The organism is Kitasatospora sp. NPDC056327 (assembly GCF_042261735.1).
Taxonomy (GTDB): domain Bacteria; phylum Actinomycetota; class Actinomycetes; order Streptomycetales; family Streptomycetaceae; genus Kitasatospora.
In genome coordinates this window covers 13,444-36,625 of the sequence record NZ_JBHJRC010000050.1, presented here as the reverse complement: position 1 = coordinate 36,625, position 23,182 = coordinate 13,444, and the positions used below count along the sequence as shown (strand labels likewise).

22 protein-coding genes are annotated in these 23,182 nt (G+C 74.0%); 11 read left to right on the top strand and 11 right to left on the bottom strand.

Translation table 11 applies throughout. The annotated features are described in order from the left end of the window. Nucleotides 1-52: 52 nt before the first annotated feature. Nucleotides 53-2,401 (bottom strand): transglycosylase domain-containing protein, encoded by a 2,349-nt coding sequence (locus ACFCX4_RS10645; protein WP_376140542.1) that lies wholly within the window; start codon nt 2,399-2,401, stop codon nt 53-55. 423 nt (nt 2,402-2,824) lie between these two features. Here ACFCX4_RS10645 and ACFCX4_RS10640 point away from each other — a divergent pair, with 423 nt between their 5' ends. After that, nucleotides 2,825-3,148, top strand: coding sequence for a WhiB family transcriptional regulator (locus ACFCX4_RS10640; RefSeq protein ID WP_376140540.1), 324 nt, complete (start codon nt 2,825-2,827; stop codon nt 3,146-3,148). 200 nt (nt 3,149-3,348) lie between these two features. Here the strand turns inward: ACFCX4_RS10640 and ACFCX4_RS10635 are convergent, their stop codons facing one another. Next, nucleotides 3,349-4,524 carry an ArsA family ATPase gene (locus ACFCX4_RS10635; RefSeq protein WP_376140538.1) on the bottom strand — a complete coding sequence of 392 codons (1,176 nt, stop codon included), beginning with the start codon at nt 4,522-4,524 and terminating at the stop codon, nt 3,349-3,351. After that, nucleotides 4,521-5,684: an ArsA-related P-loop ATPase gene (locus tag ACFCX4_RS10630; protein WP_376140536.1), complete on the bottom strand. Its 1,164-nt coding sequence runs from the start codon at nt 5,682-5,684 to the stop codon at nt 4,521-4,523. The genes ACFCX4_RS10635 and ACFCX4_RS10630 overlap by 4 nt, the downstream gene beginning before the upstream one ends. A 200-nt stretch (nt 5,685-5,884) precedes the next feature. Here ACFCX4_RS10630 and ACFCX4_RS10625 point away from each other — a divergent pair, with 200 nt between their 5' ends. From ACFCX4_RS10625 to ACFCX4_RS10605, 5 genes are all read left to right on the top strand, one after another. Further along, on the top strand, nt 5,885-6,043 hold the full coding sequence (locus tag ACFCX4_RS10625) for a hypothetical protein (protein ID WP_376140534.1): 159 nt from the start codon (nt 5,885-5,887) through the stop codon (nt 6,041-6,043). Next, the gene (locus ACFCX4_RS10620; RefSeq protein ID WP_376140532.1) at nt 6,040-6,510 is read left to right on the top strand and encodes a RidA family protein; all 471 of its coding nucleotides are present in this window, start codon (nt 6,040-6,042) and stop codon (nt 6,508-6,510) included. Before ACFCX4_RS10625 ends, ACFCX4_RS10620 begins: the two co-directional genes overlap by 4 nt. 180 nt (nt 6,511-6,690) lie before the next feature. Beyond that, entirely contained in the window at nt 6,691-7,569 is an 879-nt protein-coding gene (locus ACFCX4_RS10615) for an NUDIX hydrolase (protein ID WP_376140530.1), read from the top strand. A gap of 170 nt (nt 7,570-7,739) precedes the next feature. Continuing rightward, nucleotides 7,740-7,916, top strand: a complete 177-nt coding sequence (locus tag ACFCX4_RS10610) for a hypothetical protein (RefSeq protein ID WP_376140528.1) — start codon at nt 7,740-7,742, stop codon at nt 7,914-7,916. Next, nucleotides 7,913-8,740, top strand: coding sequence for an MBL fold metallo-hydrolase (locus ACFCX4_RS10605; protein WP_376140526.1), 828 nt, complete (start codon nt 7,913-7,915; stop codon nt 8,738-8,740). Before ACFCX4_RS10610 ends, ACFCX4_RS10605 begins: the two co-directional genes overlap by 4 nt. A gap of 104 nt (nt 8,741-8,844) precedes the next feature. On the opposite strand, the gene ACFCX4_RS10600 is transcribed toward ACFCX4_RS10605, so the two are convergent. Continuing rightward, nucleotides 8,845-9,519 (bottom strand): Crp/Fnr family transcriptional regulator, encoded by a 675-nt coding sequence (locus ACFCX4_RS10600; RefSeq protein WP_030288117.1) that lies wholly within the window; start codon nt 9,517-9,519, stop codon nt 8,845-8,847. Between the two features lie 365 nt (nt 9,520-9,884). After that, a complete protein-coding gene (locus tag ACFCX4_RS10595) occupies nt 9,885-10,892 on the bottom strand; it encodes a DUF5937 family protein (protein WP_376140524.1) in 1,008 nt (335 codons plus the stop codon). Between the two features lie 119 nt (nt 10,893-11,011). Here ACFCX4_RS10595 and ACFCX4_RS10590 point away from each other — a divergent pair, with 119 nt between their 5' ends. Then, nucleotides 11,012-11,854: an isocitrate lyase/phosphoenolpyruvate mutase family protein gene (locus ACFCX4_RS10590; protein WP_376140522.1), complete on the top strand. Its 843-nt coding sequence runs from the start codon at nt 11,012-11,014 to the stop codon at nt 11,852-11,854. Nucleotides 11,855-12,012: 158 nt separating this feature from the next. Here the strand turns inward: ACFCX4_RS10590 and ACFCX4_RS10585 are convergent, their stop codons facing one another. After that, nucleotides 12,013-12,684 (bottom strand): TetR/AcrR family transcriptional regulator, encoded by a 672-nt coding sequence (locus ACFCX4_RS10585; protein WP_376140520.1) that lies wholly within the window; start codon nt 12,682-12,684, stop codon nt 12,013-12,015. 91 nt (nt 12,685-12,775) lie between these two features. Here ACFCX4_RS10585 and ACFCX4_RS10580 point away from each other — a divergent pair, with 91 nt between their 5' ends. The 4 genes from ACFCX4_RS10580 to ACFCX4_RS10565 all read left to right on the top strand — a co-directional run bounded on the left by ACFCX4_RS10580 (nt 12,776) and on the right by ACFCX4_RS10565 (nt 16,791). Then, nucleotides 12,776-13,726 carry a beta-ketoacyl-ACP synthase III gene (locus ACFCX4_RS10580; RefSeq protein WP_376140518.1) on the top strand — a complete coding sequence of 317 codons (951 nt, stop codon included), beginning with the start codon at nt 12,776-12,778 and terminating at the stop codon, nt 13,724-13,726. Nucleotides 13,727-13,848: 122 nt separating this feature from the next. After that, nucleotides 13,849-14,724 carry an endonuclease III gene (gene nth, locus ACFCX4_RS10575; protein ID WP_376140516.1) on the top strand — a complete coding sequence of 292 codons (876 nt, stop codon included), beginning with the start codon at nt 13,849-13,851 and terminating at the stop codon, nt 14,722-14,724. Then, on the top strand, nt 14,721-15,464 hold the full coding sequence (locus ACFCX4_RS10570) for an NUDIX hydrolase (RefSeq protein WP_376140514.1): 744 nt from the start codon (nt 14,721-14,723) through the stop codon (nt 15,462-15,464). Before nth ends, ACFCX4_RS10570 begins: the two co-directional genes overlap by 4 nt. 142 nt (nt 15,465-15,606) lie before the next feature. Further along, entirely contained in the window at nt 15,607-16,791 is a 1,185-nt protein-coding gene (locus tag ACFCX4_RS10565; protein WP_376140512.1) for a MarP family serine protease, read from the top strand. Nucleotides 16,792-17,030: 239 nt separating this feature from the next. Here the strand turns inward: ACFCX4_RS10565 and ACFCX4_RS10560 are convergent, their stop codons facing one another. The 5 genes from ACFCX4_RS10560 to acs form a co-directional block, all read right to left on the bottom strand. Then, the gene (locus ACFCX4_RS10560; protein ID WP_376140510.1) at nt 17,031-17,282 is read right to left on the bottom strand and encodes a hypothetical protein; all 252 of its coding nucleotides are present in this window, start codon (nt 17,280-17,282) and stop codon (nt 17,031-17,033) included. Between the two features lie 188 nt (nt 17,283-17,470). Continuing rightward, nucleotides 17,471-18,484 carry an alpha/beta fold hydrolase gene (locus ACFCX4_RS10555; RefSeq protein ID WP_376140508.1) on the bottom strand — a complete coding sequence of 338 codons (1,014 nt, stop codon included), beginning with the start codon at nt 18,482-18,484 and terminating at the stop codon, nt 17,471-17,473. Between the two features lie 198 nt (nt 18,485-18,682). Next, on the bottom strand, nt 18,683-19,159 hold the full coding sequence (locus ACFCX4_RS10550; RefSeq protein ID WP_376140506.1) for a phage holin family protein: 477 nt from the start codon (nt 19,157-19,159) through the stop codon (nt 18,683-18,685). A 167-nt stretch (nt 19,160-19,326) separates the two neighbouring features. Further along, nucleotides 19,327-20,718, bottom strand: coding sequence for a Na+/H+ antiporter NhaA (gene nhaA, locus ACFCX4_RS10545; RefSeq protein WP_376140504.1), 1,392 nt, complete (start codon nt 20,716-20,718; stop codon nt 19,327-19,329). A gap of 409 nt (nt 20,719-21,127) precedes the next feature. After that, the gene (gene acs, locus ACFCX4_RS10540; RefSeq protein ID WP_376140502.1) at nt 21,128-23,104 is read right to left on the bottom strand and encodes an acetate--CoA ligase; all 1,977 of its coding nucleotides are present in this window, start codon (nt 23,102-23,104) and stop codon (nt 21,128-21,130) included. Nucleotides 23,105-23,182 lie beyond the last annotated feature (78 nt).

The following is a 23,182-nucleotide window of genomic DNA, read 5'->3' as shown; positions in this document are numbered from 1 at the left end:
GCCCCGAACCGATCGGTTCGGGGCGCCCCTCGTCGTGCCGTGGCCGGTCCGCTCAGTGGCGGCCGCGCCCGCCGTTGCCGTTGCCGCCGTCGTTGCCGCCGATGACACCGGGCGGGAAGGTGAACCCGCCGCCGATCACGCCGCCCGCGTTGGTGCCGGGGCCGCCGGGGTTGGGGTTGGCCGGCGGCGGGTTGCCGCCCGCGTTCGGGTCGCCCGGGTTGCCGGCCGGCGCGGTGGCGCCGGGGGTGGCGTTCGGGTCCGGCTTGGGGGCCGGGTCCGGGATGTCGATGGTCTGGAAGGTCTCCTTGGGGGCGCCCTTCAGCGCGCCGTCCATGGCCATCTTCCAGATCGGGCCGGGGCCGGTGGCACCGAAGACGCCGTCACCGCCGAAGTAGGTGTCGCCGATCTTCATGTTCTTCATCTCGACGCCGCCGGTCGGGCCGCCGATCCAGACCGCGGTGGCGAGCTGCGGGGTGTAGCCGCTGAACCAGGCGGCCTTCTTCTTGTCCGTGGTACCGGTCTTGCCGGCGATCTGGCGGCCGTCCTCCAGGCCGAGGGTGGCGCCGGTGCCCTTCTCGGTCACGTTGAGCAGGACGGTGTTCAGCGCGTCGGCGGTCTGCTCGGAGAACGCCTGGGAGCAGGTGGTCTGCGGGACCTTGACGTCCTTGCCGTCGACCGTGCTGATCCTGTTGATCGCGACCGGGGTGCAGTACTTGCCCCGGGCGGCGAAGGTCGCGTAGACGTTCGCCATGGTCAGCGGAGACATCTCCTTGGTGCCCAGGGTGATCGAGGGCACGACGTCGATCTTGGCGCCGGAGGCGGTGGCGGTGATGCCCAGCTTGTCGAGCATCTGCTTGACGGGGCAGAGGCCCATCTCCTGCTCCATCTGAACGAAGTAGGTGTTGACCGAGAGGGCCATCGCCTGCTTCAGCTCGTAGGGGCCGACCTCGCTCTTGCTCTCGTTCGGGACGAAGCGCTTGTCGCCCTTCTCCGTGTTCTTCCAGGTGCCTTCGCAGGTCTTCATCGTCGGCCACTCGATGCGGTTCTCGGACGGGAACGCCTTGGTGGGCGCCATCCCGTTCTCAAGCGCGGCGGCGGCGATGATCGGCTTGAAGGTCGAGCCGGGCTGGAAGCCGTTGCCGCCGCCCATCGCCGCGTCGACGTTGAGGTTGACGACGGTCTGGTTCTTCGACGGTTCGAGGCCGTACGGGCGGGTCTGCGCCATCGCCAGGATCTTGCCGGTGCCGGGCTCCATCATGGTGGCGGCGGCCGACACCGGGTCGGTGACCTTGACCCTGCTGGCGACCGCGTTCTGGGCGGCGGCCTGCTTCTCCGGGTCGAGGGTGGTGTAGATGTTCAGACCGCCCTGGTCCCAGAACTTCTTGCGCTCGGCGGCGTTCTTGCCGAAGGCCGGGTCCTGCTTGACCACGTGCCGGACGTAGTCGCAGAAGAAGCCCATGCCCGCCTGGGCGGTGATGCAGCCGTTCTGCGGGTCCTTGTACTTCAGGCCCAGCGGAGCGGCCTTGGCCTCCTTGGCCTGCTCCGGGGTGACGTGCTTGTTCTCGACCATCTTGTCGATCACGGTGTTGCGCCGCTTCACCGCGTTGTCCGGGAAGCGCACCGGGTCGTACTGCGAGGGGTTCTGCACCAGGCCGGCCAGGGTGGCGGCCTCGGCGACGGTGAGGTCCTTGTTGCTCTTGCTGAAGTAGCGCTGGGACGCGGCCTCGATCCCGTAGGCCTGGTGGCCGTAGAACGTGATGTTGAGGTAGTTGGTGAGGATCTGGTCCTTGGTCAGATCCTCCTCCAGCTTGATCGCGACCTTCAGTTCCTGGATCTTGCGCCCCAGGGTCTTGCGCTGGGCCTCCAGCACCGCGGCCTGGTCGTCGCCGGCCTTCTCGACGTTGACGTTCTTCACGTACTGCTGCGTGAGCGTCGAGGCGCCCTGGGAGGCGGTGCCGCTCTCCGCGTTCTTGCTGATCGCGCGGAGCACGCCCTTGAGGTCGACGGCGCCGTGCTCGTAGAAGCGGGCGTCCTCGATGTCGACCTGCGCCTGCCGCATGTAGGGCGACATCTGGTCGGCGGTGAGGACGGTGCGGTCGCGCTCGTAGACCTTGGCGATCAGCCCGCCCTTGGCGTCGAAGATCTGCGTGGCCTGGGTGAGCGGCGGCGTCTTGAAGTCGTCCGAGATGTTGGAGAAGCCCTCCGCCGTGTTCTTGGCGGTCAGCCCGAGCGCGCCCACGGCGGGCAGGGCCATGCCGGCCAGCAGGACGCCTGAGAGCACGCTGACCCCCAGGAACTTCACTCCGTGTCCCGCGTAGTCCAGCGGCGACCCGCGACGCTTGCCGCGCGGAGCTCCGGTGTTGCCTGGGGGCGGGGGTGCCTGGGGGCGCTTCGGTGCCATGGGGAGAACCCTACGTTGCCGAATGCCGCACACCGGGGCAGGTGTTCGCCTAGGCTTGTCACAAGCTTGCGACAGCTTCGCTCTGTCAGCATGGATCACTCTTGTGAGTGATGAGAATTGCCCGAATTGCCCGTTCCTGGGGTGCTTTTGGGGCAGCTGTTGGCGGCTGCACCCCTGTGTCTGGTAGCACTGTGTGACGGCACGCGTGGCGAGAGTGGCGCCCGCGGCCCTGGCAAGGCTTGCGACCTGCGATCACTCCAACGAGTGAGCTGATCGCCACCCATAGTCCAATCGGGTCATTCGAGATTGAGCCCGAAGGGGCTGTTGCAAGCTGTCGTTCTTCCGTAACGTCCTCAACTGGCAACGGTGAATATGCCGTTGCCGCCGTGGGGGAGCCTCGATTCGGGAGAGGACGGCGCCGGCATGGGCTGGGTAGACGACTGGAGTGCGCAGGCCGCCTGCCGCACGAGTGATCCGGACGAACTGTTCGTCCAGGGGGCGGCGCAGAACCGCGCCAAGGCGGTGTGCAGCGGGTGCCCCGTGCGCACGGAGTGCCTGGCGGACGCGTTGGACAATCGGGTGGAGTTCGGGGTCTGGGGCGGGATGACCGAGCGCGAGCGCCGGGCGCTGCTGCGCCGTCGGCCGACCGTGACCTCGTGGCGGCGGTTGCTGGAGACGGCCCGCACCGAGTACGAGACCTCGCTGGCCACCGGCGTGATACTGACGGACTACGCCCAGGCGGGCTGAGTCCTCCGGGGCTGAGCCCTCCGGAGGTGAACCCTCCGGGGGTGAGCGGGACGGCTGGACAGCCCGGGCTGGGGGGCCCGGGCCGACGGCTGTCCGGGTCCGGCGATCGTTTCCGGCGCGGGCCGCACCGCTCGGCGCGGGCCGTCCGCCGTCACGCCTCCGCCGGCCGGCTCGCGGTACGGCGGGCCGGCCGCACCGGTTCAGTCGGCGGACCCGCTGAGCCGTTCGCCGATCGCCCGCAGTCCCTCCAGGTCGTGGACGTCCCCGGGCAGCGCGGCGACCTCGACGATCGGCACGTCCGGGTAGACCGAGACGAAGCGGTCGCGGGTCCGGCGCTCGCGCACCATCACCTGCATCCGCTCGGCGTGCAGCCGCAGCAGCCCGGCCGCGAGCACCTCGGCCTCCGGCGAGGCGTGCTCCGAGCCGTTCTCCTCCAGCGCCTCCGCCGCGGCCAGCGCCCGCTCGGCGGTGAGCTGCGGGGCGCCGGTCCCGTGCACCCGGTTGAGCACCAGCCCGGCCAGCGGCATCCGGTCGGCGGCCAGCCGGTCCACGAAGTACGCCGCCTCGCGCAGCGCGTCCCGCTCCGGCGCGGCCACCACCAGGAACGCCGTGCCCGGTGCCTGGAGCAGCTGGTACGTGCGGTCCGCGCGCTCGCGGAAGCCGCCGAACATCGAGTCCATCGCGCTGATGAAGGTCTGCACGTCGGTCAGCAGCTGGGCGCCGAAGATCTTGCCGAGGGTGCCGGTGAACAGACCCATCCCGACGTTCAGGAACTTCATCGCGGACCGGCCGCCGACCTTGGCCGGTGCGGTCAGCACCCGGATCACCTTGCCGTCGAGGAACGACCCGAGCCGGTTCGGCGCGTCCAGGAAGTCCAGCGCGGACCGGGACGGCGGGGTGTCGACGACGATGAGGTCCCACTCCTCGGCCGCCCGCAGCTGGCCGAGCTTCTCCATCGCCATGTACTCCTGCGTGCCCGCGAAGCCGGCCGACAGCGACTGGTAGAAGGGGTTCTCCATGATCGCGCGGGCCCGTTCGGGCTCGGCGTGGGCCAGCACGACCTCGTCGAAGGTCCGCTTCATGTCGAGCATCATGGCCTGGAGCTCGCCGTCGCCCGTGACGCCCTTCACGATCCGCGGGGTGTTGTCGAGCTCGGTCAGGCCCATCGACTGGGCCAGCCGGCGGGCCGGGTCGATGGTCAGCACCACGACCTTGCGGCCGCGTTCGGCGGCCCGCAGCCCGATCGCCGCGGCCGTGGTCGTCTTGCCGACGCCGCCGGAGCCGCAGCAGACGATGATCCGGGTCTTCGGGCTGTCGATCAGCTCGTCCACGGCGAGCCTGTTGCCGCCGCCGTTCACGCTCCTGCGCTCGCTCACGCCGCCCCCTGACGCTTCAGTTCGCCCGCCAGCCGGTAGAGCCCGCCGAGGTCCACGCCCTCGCCGAGCAACGGGAGTTCGTACGTCGGGAGCTTCAGCTGCTGCAGGTCGGCGCGCCGGGCGCGCTCCAGTTCCACCCGCTCGGCGTGCTCCCGGGCCTGCTCCAGCAGTGGATCGAGCAGTGGCTCGACCGCCGCCCGGACGGTCTCCGGCTTGCGCGAGCGGCCGCCCAGGCCCGCCTCGCCGAGGGCCAGTGCGACCTCCTCGCGGTGGTCGCCGTCGACCGCGGCCACCGCCGCGGCGTCCAGTACCGGCGGCCGGACCATGTTGACCAGCACCCCGCCCACCGGCAGGCAGGCCTCCCGCAGCTCGGCGATGCCGTCCACGGTCTCCTGGACCGGCATCTCCTCCAGCAGGGTGACCAGGTGCACGGCGGTCTCCGGCGACTTCAGCACCCGCATCACCGCCTGCGCCTGGCTGTGGATCGGGCCGATCCGGGCCAGGCCCGCCACCTCGGAGTTGACGTTCAGGAACCGGGTGATCCGCCCGGTCGGCGGCGCGTCCATCACCACCGCGTCGTACCGGCGGCGTCCGTCCGGGCCCTTGCGGCGGGCGGCCTCGCAGGCCTTGCCGGTCAGCAGGACGTCCCGGACGCCGGGGGCGATGGTGGTGGCGAAGTCGACGAACCCGACCTTCTGCAGCGCCTTCCCGGCCCGGCCGAGCTTGTAGAACATGTCGAGGTACTCCAGCAGCGCCAGCTCGGTGTCGATGGCGAGCGCGTGCACCTCGCCGCCCGAGCCGCCCGGGCCGTTCGGGCTCTTCGCACCGTGCGAGCCGTTCGGGGCCTTGGCGGTGCCCGGGCCGCCCGGCCCGCCCGGGGCGCCGTCCGCGCCGTCCGCGGGCAGACCCAGCTGGGCCGGGGTGACCGAGGCGATCCGGCGCTCCTCGTACGGCAGCGCCGCTATGCCGAACAGCTCGGCGATGCCCTGCCGGCCCTCCACCTCGATCAGCAGCGTCCGGTGGCCCTCCGCGGCCAGCGCCAGGGCCAGCGCCGCGGCGACCGTGGTCTTCCCGGTACCGCCCTTGCCGCTGACCACGTGCAACCGCACGCCCTCCCAGTCGGGATCGCGCCGGGCCGCCTGGCCGGGGGTGCGTGCCACGCTCCGTCTCCGTCCGTCTCCGAGGGCCGGCACCACACGGGTGCCCTTCCGCGAGGGTAACCAGGGACCGCGCCGGATGCCGGGACTACCCGGGGGGCCGGGCCCGAATCATGCCCGGTTTGTGGGCCACCTCACACGCCGGAGCGCGCTCGGGCGCGGACCGTGCCGGTCCGCCGGGACGGAGCGTCTAGAGTCTGGCCATGACCAAGTGGGAATACATGACGGCACCCCTGCTCGTGCACGCCACGAAGCAGATCCTGGACAACTTCGGCGAGGACGGCTGGGAGCTCCTCCAGGTCGTACCGGGCCCGAACCCGGAGCAGCTGGTGGCCTACTTCAAGCGGGAGAAGCAGGCATGAGCAAGGTCGAGGAGAAGCTCGCCGAGCTGGGGCTGACCCTGCCGCCGGTGGCCGCCCCGGTCGCCGCCTACGTGCCCGCGCTGCGCACCGGTGAGTTCGTCCTCACCTCCGGCCAGCTGCCGATGGTGGCCGGCAAGCTGCCGAACACCGGCAAGGTCGGCGCCGAGGTCACCCCGGAGGAGGCCAAGGAGCTCGCGCGGATCTGCGCGCTGAACGCGCTGGCCGCCGTCAAGTCGGTGATCGGCGACCTCGACCTCGTCGAGCAGGTCGTCAAGGTGGTCGGCTTCGTCGCCTCCGCCCCCGACTTCACCGGCCAGCCCGGCGTGATCAACGGCACCAGCGAGCTGCTCGGCCAGGTGTTCGGCGAGGCCGGCGTGCACGCCCGCAGCGCCGTCGGCGTGACCGTGCTGCCGCTGGACGCCCCGGTCGAGGTCGAGCTCCAGGTCCGCGTCCGCGCCGGCGCCTGACCCGTACGTCCGGAGCACCCGGACGCGCGGAGCACCCGCCCGCCGGCGCGGCCGGACCGCCCGGACGACCGGTGCGGCCGGCGGTCCGGTGCGCCCGGGAACCCGCGCATCCGCCGGGGGCGGGGTCGGAACGGGGATCACCCCTGTCCAACCCCGCCCCCGGACGCTTAGCATCCGGGCATGGACCAGCGAGCAACGACGCTCCCGATGCCGCCAGGCTGGCCCGCCCGGATCCGGGCGGCCGACGCCGGCGAGCTGACCCCGCCCGTCCCCAGGCCGTCCGCCACCGTGGTGCTGCTGCGGGACACCGCCGCGGGCACCGGACCCGAGGCCTACCTGCTGCGCCGCCGCACCTCGATGGCGTTCGCCGCCGGGATGTACGCCTACCCGGGCGGCGGGGTGGACCGGCGGGACGCGGAGGCCGAGCCGGGCTGGGCCGGTCCCGGCCCGCAGGTCTGGGCCGAGCGGCTCGGTGTGGACGCGTCGACCGCGCAGGCGGTGGTCTGCGCCGCGGTCCGCGAGACCTTCGAGGAGGCCGGGGTCCTGCTGGCCGGGCCGGACGCCGGGAGCGTCGCCGAGCCCCGCGACTGGAGCGCCGAGCGCGCCGCCCTGGAGGCCCACGAGCTCTCCTTCGCCGACTTCCTGCGCGACCACGGCCTGCTGCTCCGCAGCGACCTGCTGGGCGGCTGGGCGCGCTGGATCACCCCGGCCTTCGAGGAGCGCCGGTACGACACCTGGTTCTTCGTCGCCGCCCTGCCGCCCGGGCAGCACGCCGCCCGCGAGGTCGGCGAGGCCGACCGGGTCGCCTGGCTCACGCCGGCCGAGGCCGTCCGGGGCTACGAGGAGGGCCGGTTCGGGATGCTGCCGCCGACCGTCACCGTGCTGCGCGAGCTGCTGCCGGTGCGCAGCGCCGCCGAGGCGCTGGCGGTGGCGGCCGGGCGCTCGCTGGCACCGGTGACCGGCCGGGCCGAGGTGCGCGGCGAACGGCTGACCGTCCGCTGGCCGGGCTACGAGGAGCTGACCATCGACGGCACCTTCCCGCCGGAGCGCGTCCGCTGACGGCCGCTCCCCGCGGGGCCCTCCCCGTTCACCTCCGTCCGTTCCGATGACCGGGTGAGCCGGCATCCGTCCGGACCCGCCCGACCCGCCGCACAGTCCCGCTCCGATGTCCCGCTCCGATGTCCCGTTCCACCGCTACGCGTCACCACAAGAGGAAGGACCGACGCCCGATGACCCACAACGACGTGGCTCGCCGGACGGCAGCCGAGATGCCCGCCCGCAGCCTCACCCCGTACACCCCGGCCTGCGACGCCGGCCCGGTCCGCTTCACCGAGGTCGCCCAGCGCGCCCTCGTGCGGTCGCTGCCGCTGCGCCTGCTGCACCGAGACGGCGAGGGCGGCCGGTGAGCGGACTCCTGCCGGGCGACCCCGCCGCCGCGATCGGCGGCGCGGCCACCCCGCGCGCGCTCTGCGTGCTGGCGCCGAACCCGTCGCCGATGACGCTCGACGGCACCAACACCTGGCTGCTCGCCGAGCCGGACTCGGACCTCGCGGTGGTGATCGACCCGGGGCCGCTGCACGAGGGCCACCTGCGCCGGGTGATCGACGCCGCCGAGCAGCGGGGCAAGCGGGTGGCGCTCACCCTGCTCACCCACGGGCACGCCGACCACTCCGAGGGCGCGGCCCGGTTCGCCGAGCTGACCGGCACCGAGGTCCGCGCGCTGGACCCGGCGCACCGGCTCGGCTCCGAGGGCCTCACGCACGGCCAGCGGCTGGACGTCGGCGGCCTCGACCTGCGGGTCGTCGCCACGCCGGGGCACACCTCGGACTCGCTGACCTTCCACCTGCCGGACGACGGCGCGGTCCTGACCGGGGACACCGTGCTCGGCCGCGGCACCACGATGGTCGCCCATCCGGACGGCCGGCTCGGTGACTACCTGGACTCGCTGCGCCACCTGCACACCATGGCCGCCGAGCACGACGTCCGGACGGTGCTGCCCGGGCACGGTCCGGTGCTCGCGGACGCGCTCGGCGCGGTGGACTACTACCTCGCGCACCGGGCGGGCCGGCTGGCCCAGGTGGAGACGGCGGTCGAGGCCGGCTGCCGGACGTCGGCCGAGGTGGTGGCGCGGGTCTACGCGGACGTGGACCGCGCGCTGTGGCCGGCCGCCGAGCTGTCGGTGCGGGCCCAGCTCCAGTACCTCCGGGAGCACGGGCTCATCCCGGACTGACACCCGTGCCCGCCCGCGCGAAAGGGCCCGTACGCCGGAGCGTACGGGCCCTTTCGCACGCTCCCGCGCGGTGCGCGGGAGCGGCGGGTCAGCGGACCGGCGGGTCAGCGGGACCGGCGGGAGAGCCGCTCGACGTCCAGCAGCACGACCGCGCGGGCCTCCAGCTTCAGCCAGCCGCGGCCGGCGAAGTCGGCGAGCGCCTTGTTGACCGTCTCGCGGGAGGCGCCGACCAGCTGGGCCAGCTCCTCCTGGGTGAGGTCGTGGGCGACGTGGATGCCCTCCTCGGACTGCACGCCGAAGCGGCGGGAGAGGTCCAGCAGGGCCTTGGCGACGCGCCCGGGCACGTCGGAGAAGACCAGGTCGGACATCACGTCGTTGGTCCGGCGCAGGCGGCGGGCGATGGCGCGCAGCAGTGCGATCGAGACCTCGGGGCGGGCGTGCAGCCAGGGCTGCAGGTCCCCGTGGCCGAGACCGAGCAGCTTGACCTCGGTCAACGCGCTGGCGGTGGCGGTGCGCGGGCCCGGGTCGAACAGCGACAGCTCGCCGATCATCTCGCTGGGGCCGAGGACGGCGAGCATGTTCTCGCGGCCGTCCGGCGAGGCGCGGTGCAGCTTGACCTTGCCCTCGGCGACGACGTACAGCCGGTCGCCCGGGTCGCCCTCGTGGAACAGCGACTCACCGCGGGCGAGCGTCACCTCGGTCATGGAAGCGCGCAGCTCGCCGGCCTGTTCGTCGTCGAGTGCCGCGAAGAGTGCGGCGCGCCGCAGAACGTCGTCCACGTGCTTCCTCCTTCTCGGCCGGCCGGCCGTCAAGCCCTCCGGCACAAGTTCGTACAGTGCTCTGCATCACCAAGCATGGCGCATGTCGCTCCGATCATATGAGGAGGGGGTGTGCCGGGGTGTGCTGCGCGGGGCCATTCGTACCGCCGGATCCGGCCACGTCGGCCGCGGTACCGGCTCCCGCGACGGCCCGGCGTCCGTCCGCTCCAGGCCCCGCTCCGGCCCGCTCCGGACCTCCTCCCGGCCTGCTCCCGGTCCGTTTCCGCCCACCGGCCGGGCGTTCGGACCAGCGTTCGGACCGGTGTTCTGGACCGGTGTTCTGGAGCGGTGTTCCGGCCCGGTTTTCGGGCGGGCGTCGCGGACGGTCAGCCGGGCAGGGCTGCGCGTTCCGGATCGAGCAGGGCGTCGGCGAGCGCGGTCCGCGCGTACAGCACCGCGTGGCCGGCGCGGTGCGCACTGGTCAGCCCGGCCGCGCGCAGCGCGGTGAGGTGCTGGGAGACGCCGGCGGGGGAGAGCCCGGTGCGCCTGGCCAGCTCGGTGGTGGAGGCCGGGGCGTCGAGCTCGGCGAGCAGCCGGGCCCGGGAGCGGCCGAGCACGGCGGCGAGCGCCTCCGGCGCCGTCCCTGCCGGGCGGTGCTCCCACAGCGCGGCGAGACCGCGCGCCGGGTAGGCGAGCTGCGGCGGGTCCGGCGGCAGCGTGCGGGTCAGCACCCGGGGCCAGGCGAACGCCGAGGGCACCAGTACCAGCCCGGCCGCGGCGTCCAGGCGATCCACCGCGCAGTGCCGCCCGGTCAGCCGGAGCGCGCCGCCCTCCCAGCGGACGGTGGCGTGCAGGTCGCCGAGGACCCGGGCGGTGCCGTGCCCGACCGCCTGGCGGGCGCGGTGCAGCACGTCCGCGTCGAGCAGGGCGCGGATCCGGGCCCAGTACGGGGCCAGCGCGATGTCCCAGTACGCCTCCAGGTCGGCCGCGAGCAGGGGCAGCCGGCCGGCCGGATCGTTCCGGAGCGGTTCGAGCGGGGCGGGCAGCCGGCCGTCCCGCTCGGCGGCCAGGACGGCGAGGTCGGCCCGGACCCGGTCCGGGGAGGTCGCGGTGATCGCGGCCAGCTCGGCGGCGAGTGCGGGGGCGGCGGTGGCGGGAACGGGGGTGAGGAAGTCCGGCAGGTGGCCTGCGGGCGGGACCAGCGCGGCCAGCCGCCGGACGGCGGGCCCGGCGGCGGCCAGCCGGGGGCGGACCTGGGCGGCCCAGTGCCGGTGCGGTGCGGGGACGGCCGGGCGGGCCAGCACCCGGAGGCTGGTCACCACCTCCCACATCGGCGAGACGGCGAACCTGGTGCGCGCCAGGTCGTCGGCCGACAGCGCGAGCTCGGTCCGCACGGTCCCCACCTCCCGCTCGGGATTCGGTCCCAGCTTAATCACTGGAGCCGGCCCGGCCGCCGGGTACAGGATGCCGTCGTCGCACCGCCCGCAGCCTCCCCGAAAGCCGGTGACCCCGCATGACCACGACCGCCGCCCCGCTTCCGACCGCCGCCCTCCGTGCGAAGGCCGGGCGCCTGCGGGCGCTGGTCGCGGAGGGCGTGCTGGTGCTGCCGAACGCCTGGGACGCCGGGAGCGCCGCCGTGATCGCCTCGGCCGGCGCGTCCGCGATCGCCACCACCAGCGGCGGCGTCTCCTGGTCGCTGGGCCGGGGCGACGGCCAGCGCCTGGACCGCGAGAGCGCCGTGGAGGCGGCCCGCCGGGTGGCCGCCGCGGTGGACCTGCCGGTCACCGTGGACGCCGAGGGCGGCTACGGACCCGAACCCGCCGCGGTGGCGGGGACGGTGCGGGCGCTCATCGGGGCGGGGGCGGTGGGCGTCAACCTGGAGGACTCGGAGGCGGTCGGCGGCCCGCTGTTCGCGGTGGACGAGCAGGCCGCCCGGCTGCGCGCGGCCCGGACGGCGGCGGAGGCGGCGGGCCTGCCGGAGCTGCTGGTCAACGCCCGGACGGACGTCTTCCTGTTCGGTCTCGGCGGGCTCGACGACGTGCTGGTCCGCGCCGAGGCGTACGCGGCGGCGGGCGCGGACGGCCTGTTCGTGCCCGGTCTGCTGGACCTCGGGGCGCTGGCCGCGCTGTGCGCCCGCTCGCCGCTGCCGGTGAACGCGATGGCGGTCGCCGGGGGACCGGGCGTCGCCGAACTCGCCGCCGCCGGGGTGCGCCGGATCAGCGTCGGCACCGGCCTGGTGCAGCTCGCCTACAGCGCCGCCCACCGGGCCGCCGCCGAACTGCTCGGCAGCGGCACGCTGACCGAGCCGGCCGGTGCCCTCGGCTTCGGTGACGTCGACGCGCTGTTCCGGGGCTGACGGGACGGGCGGAGGACGGACGGCGGACGGACGGACGGGCGGGCGGGCCGACGGGGTCCGCGGTCCGGTCGGGCCGGCTCGGGGGAGCGGCCGGGCCGGACCGCGGGTTCCGCCGGTCGCCCCGTCCGTCCCGCCGCCCGTCCTCCGCCCGTCCTCCGTCAGTCCCGGTCCGGCGGTGCGGGCAGCACGGCGAGCACCGCCGCCGCCCCGTCCTCCGGGACCGGCAGCCCCAGCAGTCGCCGCATCGCCCGCCGGGTGCGTCCGGCGGCGCCCCGGTCGCCGTACAGCCGCCGGGCGTGGTTGAGCGCGAGCACCTGACCGGTCAGCTCGAAGACGGTCTGCTCGGGTTCCGTCCCGGCGGGCAGCTCCCCGGCGGCGACCGCCAGCTCGACCTGCTGCCGCACCCGCCGCTGCCAGAGCGCGTTGCGCGCCGCGACCGCCGTGCGGACCGGCCCCGGTCCGCGGTCGTCGAACTCGGCGGTCACGGTGGTGAAGAAGCAGCCGCCGGGCAGCAGGTCGCGCTCCAGGTAGGAGACCCAGGCCTCGCACTGGGCGAGCAGCAGCGGCAGGCCCGGCGCGGCCCCGGCCGCCTCCGAGCGGTCCACCACCTCACGGGCGAACAGCGCGACCGCCTCGTCGACGACGGCCAGCTGCAGGCCCTCCTTGGTGCCGAAGTGGCCCAGCACGCCGGACTTGCTCATCGACAGGTCGGCGGCGAGCCGGCCGATGGTCAGGCCCTCCAGCCCCTCGACCGAGGCGAGGTCCAGACCACGGGCCAGGATCGAGGCGCGGGTCCGGCGGGTGTCGGCGACGGATCTTCTCGGGCTCACCGCGCCAGTGTAGCGAGCTCCGGGCCTTTAGAGTCCGACCGTTCGGACGCTATAGTCCGGCGTGATGACGCCCCATCACCGAGGAGCAGCCATGCCGGGTTCCCGCATCGTCGCGCTGGGCCACCACCAGCCCGCGAAGGTCCTGACCAACCACGACCTCGCCCGACTGGTCGACACCGGCGACGAGTGGATCCGGCAGCGGACCGGCATCGTCACCCGCCGCATCGCCGAGGACGAGAGCGTCACCGACCTCGCCGCCGCCGCGGCCGGAAAGGCGCTGGCCGCCGCCGGGCTCGCGCCCGACGAGATCGACATGGTGGTGGTCGCCACCTGCACCGCGCGGGACCGCTGCCCGAGCATCGCCACCCAGGTCGCCGGGCGGCTGGGCGTCCCGGCGGCGGTCGGCTTCGACGTCAACAACGGCTGCGCGGGCTTCTGCACCGCGCTCGCCACCGCCGACCACGCCGTCCGGGCCGGCGCCGCCCGGTACGCGCTGGTCGTCGGCGCCGAGCGGATGAGCGACGTCACCGACTGGACCGACCGCTCCACCTGCGTCCTGCTCGGCGACGGCGCGGGCGCCGCGGTCGTCGGCCCGGACCGGGCGCTCGCCGGCCGCCCCGGGGTCGGCCCGGTGGTCTGGGGCTCCGACCCGACGAAGGGCCACGCCGTCCGGCTGGACGACGGCTGGCAGCCCCGGTTCCGCCAGGAGGGCCAGACCGTCTACCGCTGGGCGACCACCACCCTGGCCCCGATCGCCGAGGAGGCCTGCCGCCGCGCCGGTCTCACCCCCGCCGACCTGGGCGCGGTGGTCACCCACCAGGCCAACCTGCGGATCGTCGAGGCGCTGGTCGACCGGCTCGGCACCACCGGCGCGGTGGTCGCCCGCGACGTCGTCGAGTCCGGCAACACCTCGGCCGCGTCCGTCCCCCTCGCCCTCGCCAAGCTCGTCGAACGCGGCGAGGTCCCGGCCGGAGCCCCCACCCTCCTGCTCGGCTTCGGCGGCGGCCTCTCCTGGGCCGGCCAGGTCGTCACCTGCCCCTGACAACCGCGCCCGGCACATGACGACGGCGCGCGGCCGCCGGTACCGGCGCACGGACGTCCGGTACCGGCGCGGGCCTGCCGGATCCGCCGCAGGAGCGGGGCCGTCCGGCGTAGCCTTCACGCATGGCAGAGAGCAAGGTCCGGAAGACCGCGTCTGCGGGGAAGCCGGTGGGGAAGGCAGTCGGGGTGCGCAAGCCCGAGTCGCGGCTGGCGATGGTGCGGCGGGCGCGCAGGATCAACCGGGAGCTGGCGGAGCTGTACCCGTACGCGCACCCGGAGCTGGACTTCGACAACCCGTTCCAGCTGCTGGTGGCCACCGTGCTGTCGGCGCAGACCACCGACCTGCGGGTGAACCAGACGACGCCCGCGCTGTTCGCGAAGTACCCGGCGCCGGAGGACATGGCGGCGGCGGACCCGGCCGAGCTGGAGGAGATCATCCGGCCGACCGGCTTCTTCCGGAACAAGGCGAAGTCGCTGATCGGCCTGTCGATCGCCCTGCGCGACGAGTTCGACGGCGAGGTCCCCGGCCGGCTGGCGGACCTGGTCACCCTCCCCGGCGTGGGCCGCAAGACCGCCAACGTCGTCCTCGGCAACGCGTTCGGCGTCCCGGGGATCACCGTGGACACCCACTTCGGGCGGCTGGCGCGGCGGTTCGGCTGGACCGCGGACGAGGACCCGGTGAAGGTCGAGGCGGCCGTCGCGGAGATCTTCCCGAAGTCCGAGTGGACGATGCTCTCGCACCGGGTGGTCTTCCACGGCCGCCGCATCTGCCACTCCCGCAAGCCCGCCTGCGGAGCCTGCCCGATCGCGCCGCTCTGCCCGTCCTACGGGGAGGGCGAGACCGATCCGGAGAAGGCGAAGAAGCTGCTGAAGTACGAGATGGGCGGTCAGCCGGGCCAGCGGCTGCGCCCGCCCGCCGACTTCCCGGGCGAGGCCGCCGCGCGTGCCGACGCCGCCGCCCACCACGGTCAGGTGGCCGACCGGGGGGTGGCCGAGTGAGCGCGCCGGAGGTGTCGCGGATCGAGCGGGACGGGCTGCCGGGCTGGCTGGAGCCGGTCCGGGAGGCCGCGGAGCGGGTGCTGCCCCAGCAGCTGAGCCGCTTCCTGCCGCCGGACGAGGGCGGCCGGGCCGCCGCCGTGCTGATGCTGTTCGGCGAGGGCGCGTACGGGCCGGACCTGCTGCTCATCGAACGGGCCCGCTCGCTGCGCTCGCACGCGGGTCAGCCGTCCTTCCCGGGCGGGGCGCTCGACCCGGAGGACGGCGACCCGGCCGGCCCCGGCCCGGTGGCCGCCGCGCTGCGGGAGGCCTGGGAGGAGACCGGTCTGGAGCCGGACGGCGTGCAGGTGTTCGCGACCCTGCCCGCGCTGTACATCCCGGTCAGCCGGTTCGTGGTGACCCCGGTGCTCGGCTGGTGGCGGCGGGAGTCGCCGGTCCGGCCGGTGGACCTCGGCGAGACCGGCGCGGTCTTCCGGGTGCCGATCGCGGAGCTGACCGACCCGGAGAACCGGGCCCGGCTGCGGCACCCGTCCGGCCACCTCGGCCCGGCCTTCGCGGTCGGCGGGCGGCTGGTCTGGGGCTTCACCGCCGGGGTGATCGACCGGGTGCTGCACCACAGCGGCCTGGAGCTGCCCTGGGACGCCGACCGGATCGTCGACCTCTCGGACGAGGCGCTGGCACTGGTGCAGGGCGACGTGGAGCGCTCCCGCGCGGTGCTGGGCCGCGACGCCGGGGCGCCGTGAGCCGGACGCCCTCCCGCGGCGGGGCCCCGGCCGGAGCCGTCCCCGGCGTCTCCTCCGGCGCCGCCCCCGGTGGTCCGTGGGCCCCGGCCGGATTCGGCGGTCGTCCACCCGGCCGGGTGGTCCGCCGTGGGAGGGTGTCCGGGTGAACGTCCTGGATGTGCTGTTGATCGCCGCCGCCCTCGGCTTCGCCGTGTCGGGGTACCGGCAGGGCTTCGTGGTCGGCGTGCTGTCGGTGCTCGGCTTCCTGGGCGGTGGCCTGCTCGCCGTCCAGCTGCTGCCGCTGCTCCTCGACCACCTCAGCCCCGGGACGACCGCCTCGGTGATCGCGGTGGTGGTGGTGATCGTGCTGGCGGCGATCGGCCAGGCGGTCACCACCCACTTCGGCTGGAAGCTGCGCGGCCACATCGACCGCCGTCCGGCCCGTGCCCTGGACGCCGCCGGCGGCGCGGTGGTCAACGTGATCTCGATGCTGCTGGTGGCCTGGCTGATCGGCTCGGCGCTGGCCGGGACGTCCCTGCCGACCGTCTCCAAGCAGGTCCGCACCTCGGCGATCCTGGGTGGCGTCCAGGACACGCTCCCCTCCGACGCGCCCAACTGGTTCTCGGACTTCTCCAAGGTGCTCGCCCGCAACGGCTTCCCGCAGGTGTTCAACCCCTTCGAGCACGAGCCGATCACCCAGGTCGACGAGCCGGACCAGGCGCTGGCGGCCAGCCCCGTGGTGACGAAGGCCCGGCAGAGCCTGGTCAAGGTGGTCGGCACCGCCACCGCCTGCGGCAAGACCCTGGAGGGCAGCGGCTTCGTCTACGCCCCGCACCGGGTGATGACCAACGCCCACGTGGTGGGCGGCGTCGACGAGCCGACCGTGCAGATCGGCGGCACCGGCCCGCTGTACGACGCGACGGTGGTCCGCTACGACTGGCAGCGCGACATCGCGATCCTCGACGTGCCAAAGCTGAACGCCCCGGCGCTCGCCTTCGCCGGCGAGGCGAAGACCAACGACAGCGCGATCGTCGCGGGCTTCCCCGAGAACGGTGCCTTCAACGTCCAGCCCGCCCGCATCCGCGGCCGGATCCAGGCCAACGGACCGGACATCTACCACCGCGGCCAGGTGGTCCGCGACGTCTACTCGGTCCGCTCGCTGGTGCGCCAGGGCAACAGCGGCGGCCCGCTGCTCACGCCGGACGGCCAGGTGTACGGGATGGTGTTCGCCAAGTCGCTGGACAGCGCGGACACCGGGTACGTGCTGACCGCCGCCGAGGTGCGGCCGGACGCCGAGCAGGGCACCACGGCGACCGGCCGGGTGGACACCCAGGGCTGCGCGCTCTGACCGGAGCCGGGCGCGGACCCGGTCCGTGCTCCGGCCCGGTCCGTACTCAGGCGGTCCGCTTGCCGGTCCGCTTGCCGGCCGGCTCGCAGGTGCTCCGGCCGACCTGTGCTCCGACCCGTGCTCCGGCCCGTCGGAGCACCGAGGGGTCCGTGCTCCGGGGGCTCGTGGGCGGGGCTCGCGGGCCGGTCCGCGCTCCGGCCGGACGGCGTGCCGGACGCTCCGCGCGCCGGCGGTGGCGCTCAGGTGTCGCGGCGGAGCCGTGCTCCGACCCAGCGGGCACGGCGGCCGAGGATGCGTGGGATGCCGAGCTGCCGCTGCGCCGCGCGGGGGTGACCGCCGGGCCCGTCGAAGCCGCTGCCGTAGCGGCCGTCGAAGCCGCCGTCGTCGTATCCGTGGTCGTCCGCCCACTCGGAGCGGTGGGCGGAGCGCCGCGGGCTTTCGCTGTGCTGTCGGCCGCGCGGGGCGCCGCCGCGATCGGGCATCCAGGTCATACCGCAATGGATGCCCCTGGGCCGACGGAGGTAACCGCCCGGCGACCCACGAACGAGGCCTATGCGTTTGTCATATGAACGTCAGATCAAGGGAGTTGGGACCTTCGACCCCGTTCGCCCATCCGGACGCCGGGACCTTCCGCCCGGCCGCCCGGGCCCGGGTCCGTTCCCGGCCCCGTTCCCGGCGGTCAGTCCTTGTGCCGGCCGATCCAGTCCAGGAGTTCGGCGGTGAACTGCTCCGGCGCCTCCTCGTGCGGGAAGTGCCCGATCCCCGGCAGCAGCCGCCAGCGGTACGGCGCGGCCACGTACTCGCCGCCCCCCAGCGCGGTGTGCGACAGCAGCACCGGGTCCGCCGCCCCCTGGACGTGCAGGGTCGGCGCGCTGATCGGCTTCTTCATCCGGCGGGCGAACTGGATGCCGTCCGGTCGGGCCATCGAGCGCAGCAGCCAGCGGTAGGGCTCGATCGAGCAGTGCGCGGTGCTGGGGATCTGGATCGCCTGCCGGTACGCGGCCACCGCCGGCCGGTCCAGCTGGTTGCGGCCGGTCCAGGCGTCCAGGTAGCGGCCGACCAGCGCGGCGTCGTCGGCCACCAGCCGCCGCTCCGGTATCCACGGACGCTGGAAGCCCAGGACGTGCTCGAACGCGGCCATCTGCCGGCGGTCGGTGAGCAGCGCCCGGCGCAGGTCGCGGGGGTGCGCGGCCGAGACGACGGTGAGGCTCTGGATCACCGAGGGACGCATCACGGCCGCCACCCAGGCCAGCGTGCCGCCGGAGGCGTGGCCGACCAGGTGCGCCCGGTTCTCGCCGAGGGAGCGGATCACCCCGGTGATGTCCAGGGCGAGGTTGCCCGGGTCGTAGCCGCGCGGGGTGCGGTCGCTGCCGCCGATGCCGCGCAGGTCCAGGGCGACGGCCCGGTAGCCGGCCGCGGCGAGCGCGGTCAACTGGTGGCGCCAGGCCCACCAGTACTGGGGCCAGCCGTGCACCAGCAGGACCAGCGGTCCCTCGCCGAGTTCGGCGATGTGGAACCGCGCGCCGTTGGCGGCGAGGTCGCGGTGGGTCCACGGCCCGGCCTGCCGGACGTCCCAGGCGGCCGGGGGCGCGTCGTGCGCGTCGCCGCCCTCACGCGGTGAGCCGCCGGCCGGGATGGAGCCACCGGGATCGGCGGACGGCTGCGCGGGCACGGGCTTCTGGTCGAGCGACATACCGAGAGCGTGTCACATCCGTGCGCCGGACACGCGCCCGGCACTCGCACTCGGGCCGCCCGGGCGCGGGACCCGGCGCGGACCCGGCCGCCTCCGGTGCCCGGTCCGGCAATGAGTCCGGAAATCGGTCCGGTGTCCGGTCCGGGTTCCGCGCGGCGCTCCGTCGGGCGGACGGTGGGTGGCGGGCGGCGGGCCGGCCTACGGAATGCGGCCCAGGGCGCGGTCGATCTCCTCCTTGGTCGCGGGGCGGGGCCGCGCGTTCTTCAGGACGTCGGCGGTCTTCTGCGCACCCTCGATGGTCCGGACCGGCTTCTCGATCTTCTTGAACGAACGCAGCGCCAGCAGGCCCAGCAGCACCGCCAGCAGCAGGTAGGCGCCGGCCACGATCAGGAACGACCAGCCCAGCGAGAGCCCCAGTGCGTGGATGCCGAACGCCGCGGCGGCGCTCAGCATCGGGACGGCGGCCAGCGCCACCACGCCGGCGACGGCCAGCGAGACACCGCCGGAGACGCCGCGCTTGACGTCGGCGCGGATCTCGGCCTTGGCGAGCGCGATCTCGTCGTGGACCAGGGCGGACAGGTCGGCGGTGGCCGCGGCGAACAGCTGCCCCACCGAACGCTCGCCCTCGTACGGCGCCCGGCCGTTGCTGGACGGGTCTGCGACTCCTGCGGGCATCAGGGGTTCTCCTCTTCGGCCGTGCGGCTCCCGGGCGGTTCCGGGGGACCGGGGCGGGCCCGGTGGCGTCGGTGGACTGTCGACAGTTCAGAATCATGCCCCTACCGGACGAGCGGGCACCACTCCGGGGCCCCGCCGGGGGGACGTGTTCCGGCGGTCGGGGCGGGTCAGCGCGTCCCGTCGGGCCCCTTGTCGGCCGGGCGTGTCGGTTCCGCTCCGTCGGTCCGCCCGGCCGTGCGGGCCTGCCAGGCCGGGTCGTCGAGCTGGTAGACGTCCGGGATGCCGTCGCCGTCGAGGTCGCGGTCCTCCTCCTCGCAGAGCTCGCGGTAGTGCCGGTTGCGCAGCTTCAGCAGCACGGTGGCCATCAGCGCGCAGAGCAGCGAGCCCACCAGGACGGCGGCCTTGGAGCGGTCGGCGAGCGCCGGGTCGCCGGGGAAGGCCAGCTCGCTGATCAGCAGCGAGACGGTGAAGCCGATGCCGGCCAGCACCGAGACGGCGAACATGTCGGCCCACTTGAGCTGGGGGTTCAGCTCGGCACGGGTGAAGCGGGCGGCCAGCCGGGTGCCGCCGTAGATGCCCACGGTCTTGCCGACCAGCAGGCCGATCACGATGCCGAGCGGCGTGGCCTGGGTGAACACCTCGCGCAGCGCCGGACCGGAGATCGTCACACCGGCCGAGAACAGTGCGAAGACGGGGACGGCGATCCCGGCCGAGAGGGGGCGCACCAGGTGCTCGATGTGTTCGCCGGGGGACTGCTCCTCGCCCTCCTCCCGGTGGCAGCGGAGCATCAGGCCCATCGCGACGCCCGCCACCGTGGCGTGCACCCCGCTCTCGTGCATCAGCGCCCAGATCACCAGGGCGAGCGGCACGAACAGGTACCAGCCGTGCACCCCGCGCCGGTGCAGGAACCAGAACAGCACGAGTCCGGCGAAGGCCAGTCCGAGCGCCCAGAACCTGATGCCGGAGCTGTAGAAGACCGCGATGATCAGGATCGCGATCAGGTCGTCCACCACCGCGAGGGTGAGCAGGAAGGCGCGCAGCGCCGAGGGCAGGTGGCTGCCGACCACGGCGAGCACGCCGAGTGCGAAGGCGATGTCGGTGGCGGTCGGGATGGCCCACCCGCTCGGGTGACCACCGGGGCCGGCGTTGGTGAGGGCGAACAGGACGGCGGGCAGCGCGACCCCGCAGACGGCGGCGATGACGGGCAGCATCGCGGCGCTGGGGCTGCGCAGCTCGCCCGCCACGAACTCGCGCTTGAGCTCGATCCCGGCCACGAAGAAGAAGACGGTCAGCAGGCCGTCCTTGGCCCAGGTGCCCAGGCTGAGGTCCAGGTGGAGCGGGGCGGAGGGGCCGACGGTGTGGTCGAGGACGGCCTCGTAGGCGTCCGGCCAGACGTTGGCCCAGACCAGTGCGACGACCGCTGCGGCGAGCAGCAGGACGCCGCCGACCGTTTCGGTCCGCAGGGCGTCGGTGATGAAGGTGCGCTCGGGGAGCGACAGCCTGCCGAGGAGCTGGCGGCGTCGGTTCGTCGGCTCGTGGACGGGCGGCTGGCTGGCCACGCGCGGCCTCCTGGGGGCGAGGGGACGGTGTGTGGATGCACCGGTGGTGCATCGCCGACCAGACTTCCCGGCTCGCCCTGTGACGCGGATCTTGATGCGTCGTTGACATTCTAGCGGGTGTGACAAGGCGACATCCTGATTGTCATGATTCAGGACTAAAGCCTCGGCGGCCACACGGCGACGGCCGTGGCCCGTGGCCCGTGGCCCGGAGCACACCGGGAACGGCGTTTCCCGGAGGTGGTCGCTTCCCGGCCGTGGCGGTGCCCGGACGCGGGTTCCGGGCCAGATCCCGATCCCGATCCCGGGCCAGATCCCGGGCCCGGGCCCGGCCCATGGCGGTGCCCGGACACGGCGGTGCCCCGGGCGGTCACGACCGCCCGGGGCACCGTCAGGGTTTCTCCGCTTCCGGTCAGCCCTCGCTGCCGGCCGGCGGCAGCTGGGCCTGGATGAGGTTCATCACGGTGGAGTCGGCCAGCGTGGTGGTGTCACCGACCTCGCGGCCCTCGGCGATGTCGCGCAGCAGGCGGCGCATGATCTTGCCGGAGCGGGTCTTCGGCAGCTCGCCGACGACCTTGATCTGCTTGGGCTTGGCGATCGGGCCGAGCGTGCGGCCGACGTGCGCCCGCAGCTCCTCGACCAGCTCGGGGCTGTCGGTGGCCGTGCCGCGCAGGATGACGAAGGCGACGATCGCCTGGCCGGTGGTGGCGTCGGTGGCGCCGACCACGGCGGACTCGGCCACCGCCGGGTGCCCGACCAGGGCGGACTCGACCTCGGTGGTCGAGATGTTGTGGCCGGAGACCAGCATGACGTCGTCGACCCGGCCGAGCAGCCAGATGTCGCCGTCCTCGTCCTTCTTGGCACCGTCACCGGCGAAGTAGCGGCCCTCGAAGCGCGACCAGTAGGTGTCGATGTAGCGCTGGTCGTCGCCCCAGATGGTGCGCAGCATGGACGGCCACGGCTCGGTGAGCACCAGGTAGCCGCCGGAGCCGTTCGGGACCTCGACGGCGTTGTCGTCGACCACGGTGGCCGCGATGCCCGGCAGCGCGCGCTGGGCGGAGCCCGGCTTGGTCTCGGTGACGCCCGGCAGCGGGCTGATCATCATCGCGCCGGTCTCGGTCTGCCACCAGGTGTCCACGATCGGGGCCTTGCCGGCGCCGATGTGCTCGCGGTACCAGATCCACGCCTCGGGGTTGATCGGCTCGCCGACGCTGCCCAGCACCCGCAGCGAGGACAGGTCGAACTTCGCGGGGATGTCGTCGCCCCACTTCATGAAGGTGCGGATCGCGGTGGGCGCGGTGTAGAGGATGGTCACGCCGTACTTCTGGACGACCTCCCAGAACCGGCCCTGGTGCGGGGTGTCCGGGGTGCCCTCGTAGATCACCTGGGTTGCGCCGTTGGCGAGCGGGCCGTAGACGATGTACGAGTGGCCGGTGACCCAGCCGATGTCGGCGGTGCACCAGTAGACGTCGGTCTCCGGCTTGAGGTCGAAGACGGCGTGGTGGGTGTAGCTGGCCTGGGTGAGGTAGCCGCCCGAGGTGTGCAGGATGCCCTTGGGCTTCCCGGTGGTGCCCGAGGTGTAGAGGATGAAGAGCGGGTGCTCGGCGTCGTGCGCCTCGGGGGTGTGCTCGGTGGACTGGCGGGCGGTGGCCTCGTGCCACCAGACGTCGCGGCCCTCGGTCCAGGCGACCTCCTGGCCGGTGCGGCGCACGACCAGGACGTGCTCGACGCCCTCGACCTTGGTCAGTGCCTCGTCGATGGCCGGCTTGAGGGCGGACGGCTTGCCGCGCCGGTAGCCGCCGTCTGCGGTGATGACCAGCTTGGCCTGGGCGTCCTGGATGCGGGAGGCCACGGCGTCGGCGGAGAAGCCGCCGAAGACCACCGAGTGGGTGGCGCCGATCCGGGCACAGGCGAGCATCGCGACGACCGCCTCGGCGATCATCGGCAGGTAGACCGCGACCCGGTCGCCCTTGGTGACACCGAGCTCCAGCAGTGCGTTGGCGGCCTGCGAGACCTCGTCCTTGAGCTGGGCGTAGGTGATCGAGCGGCCGTCGCCGGGCTCGCCCTCGAAGTGGATGGCGACGCGGTCGCCGTTGCCGGCCTCGACGTGCCGGTCGACGCAGTTGTAGGCCACGTTGAGCTTGCCGTCGGCGAACCACTTGGCGAACGGCGGGTTGGACCAGTCGAGGGTCTCGGTGGGCTCGACGGCCCAGGTGAGGCGGCGGGCCTGCTCGGCCCAGAAGCCGAGGCGGTCCTCGGAGGCCTGAGCGTACGCGGCCGCGGTGACGTTGGCGGCTGCGGCGAGCTCTGCCGGCGGGGCGAAACGCCGCTCCTCCTTGAGCAGGTTGGCCAGGCTCTCGTTGCTCAACGCGCACTCCTCATGAGTCATGATCGGGGTCTTTCCCGTGCGTGGGGATTGTCCCGTGTGTCCCAGCGCACAGCTCACCAGGCGAAGAGGTCAGTTGAC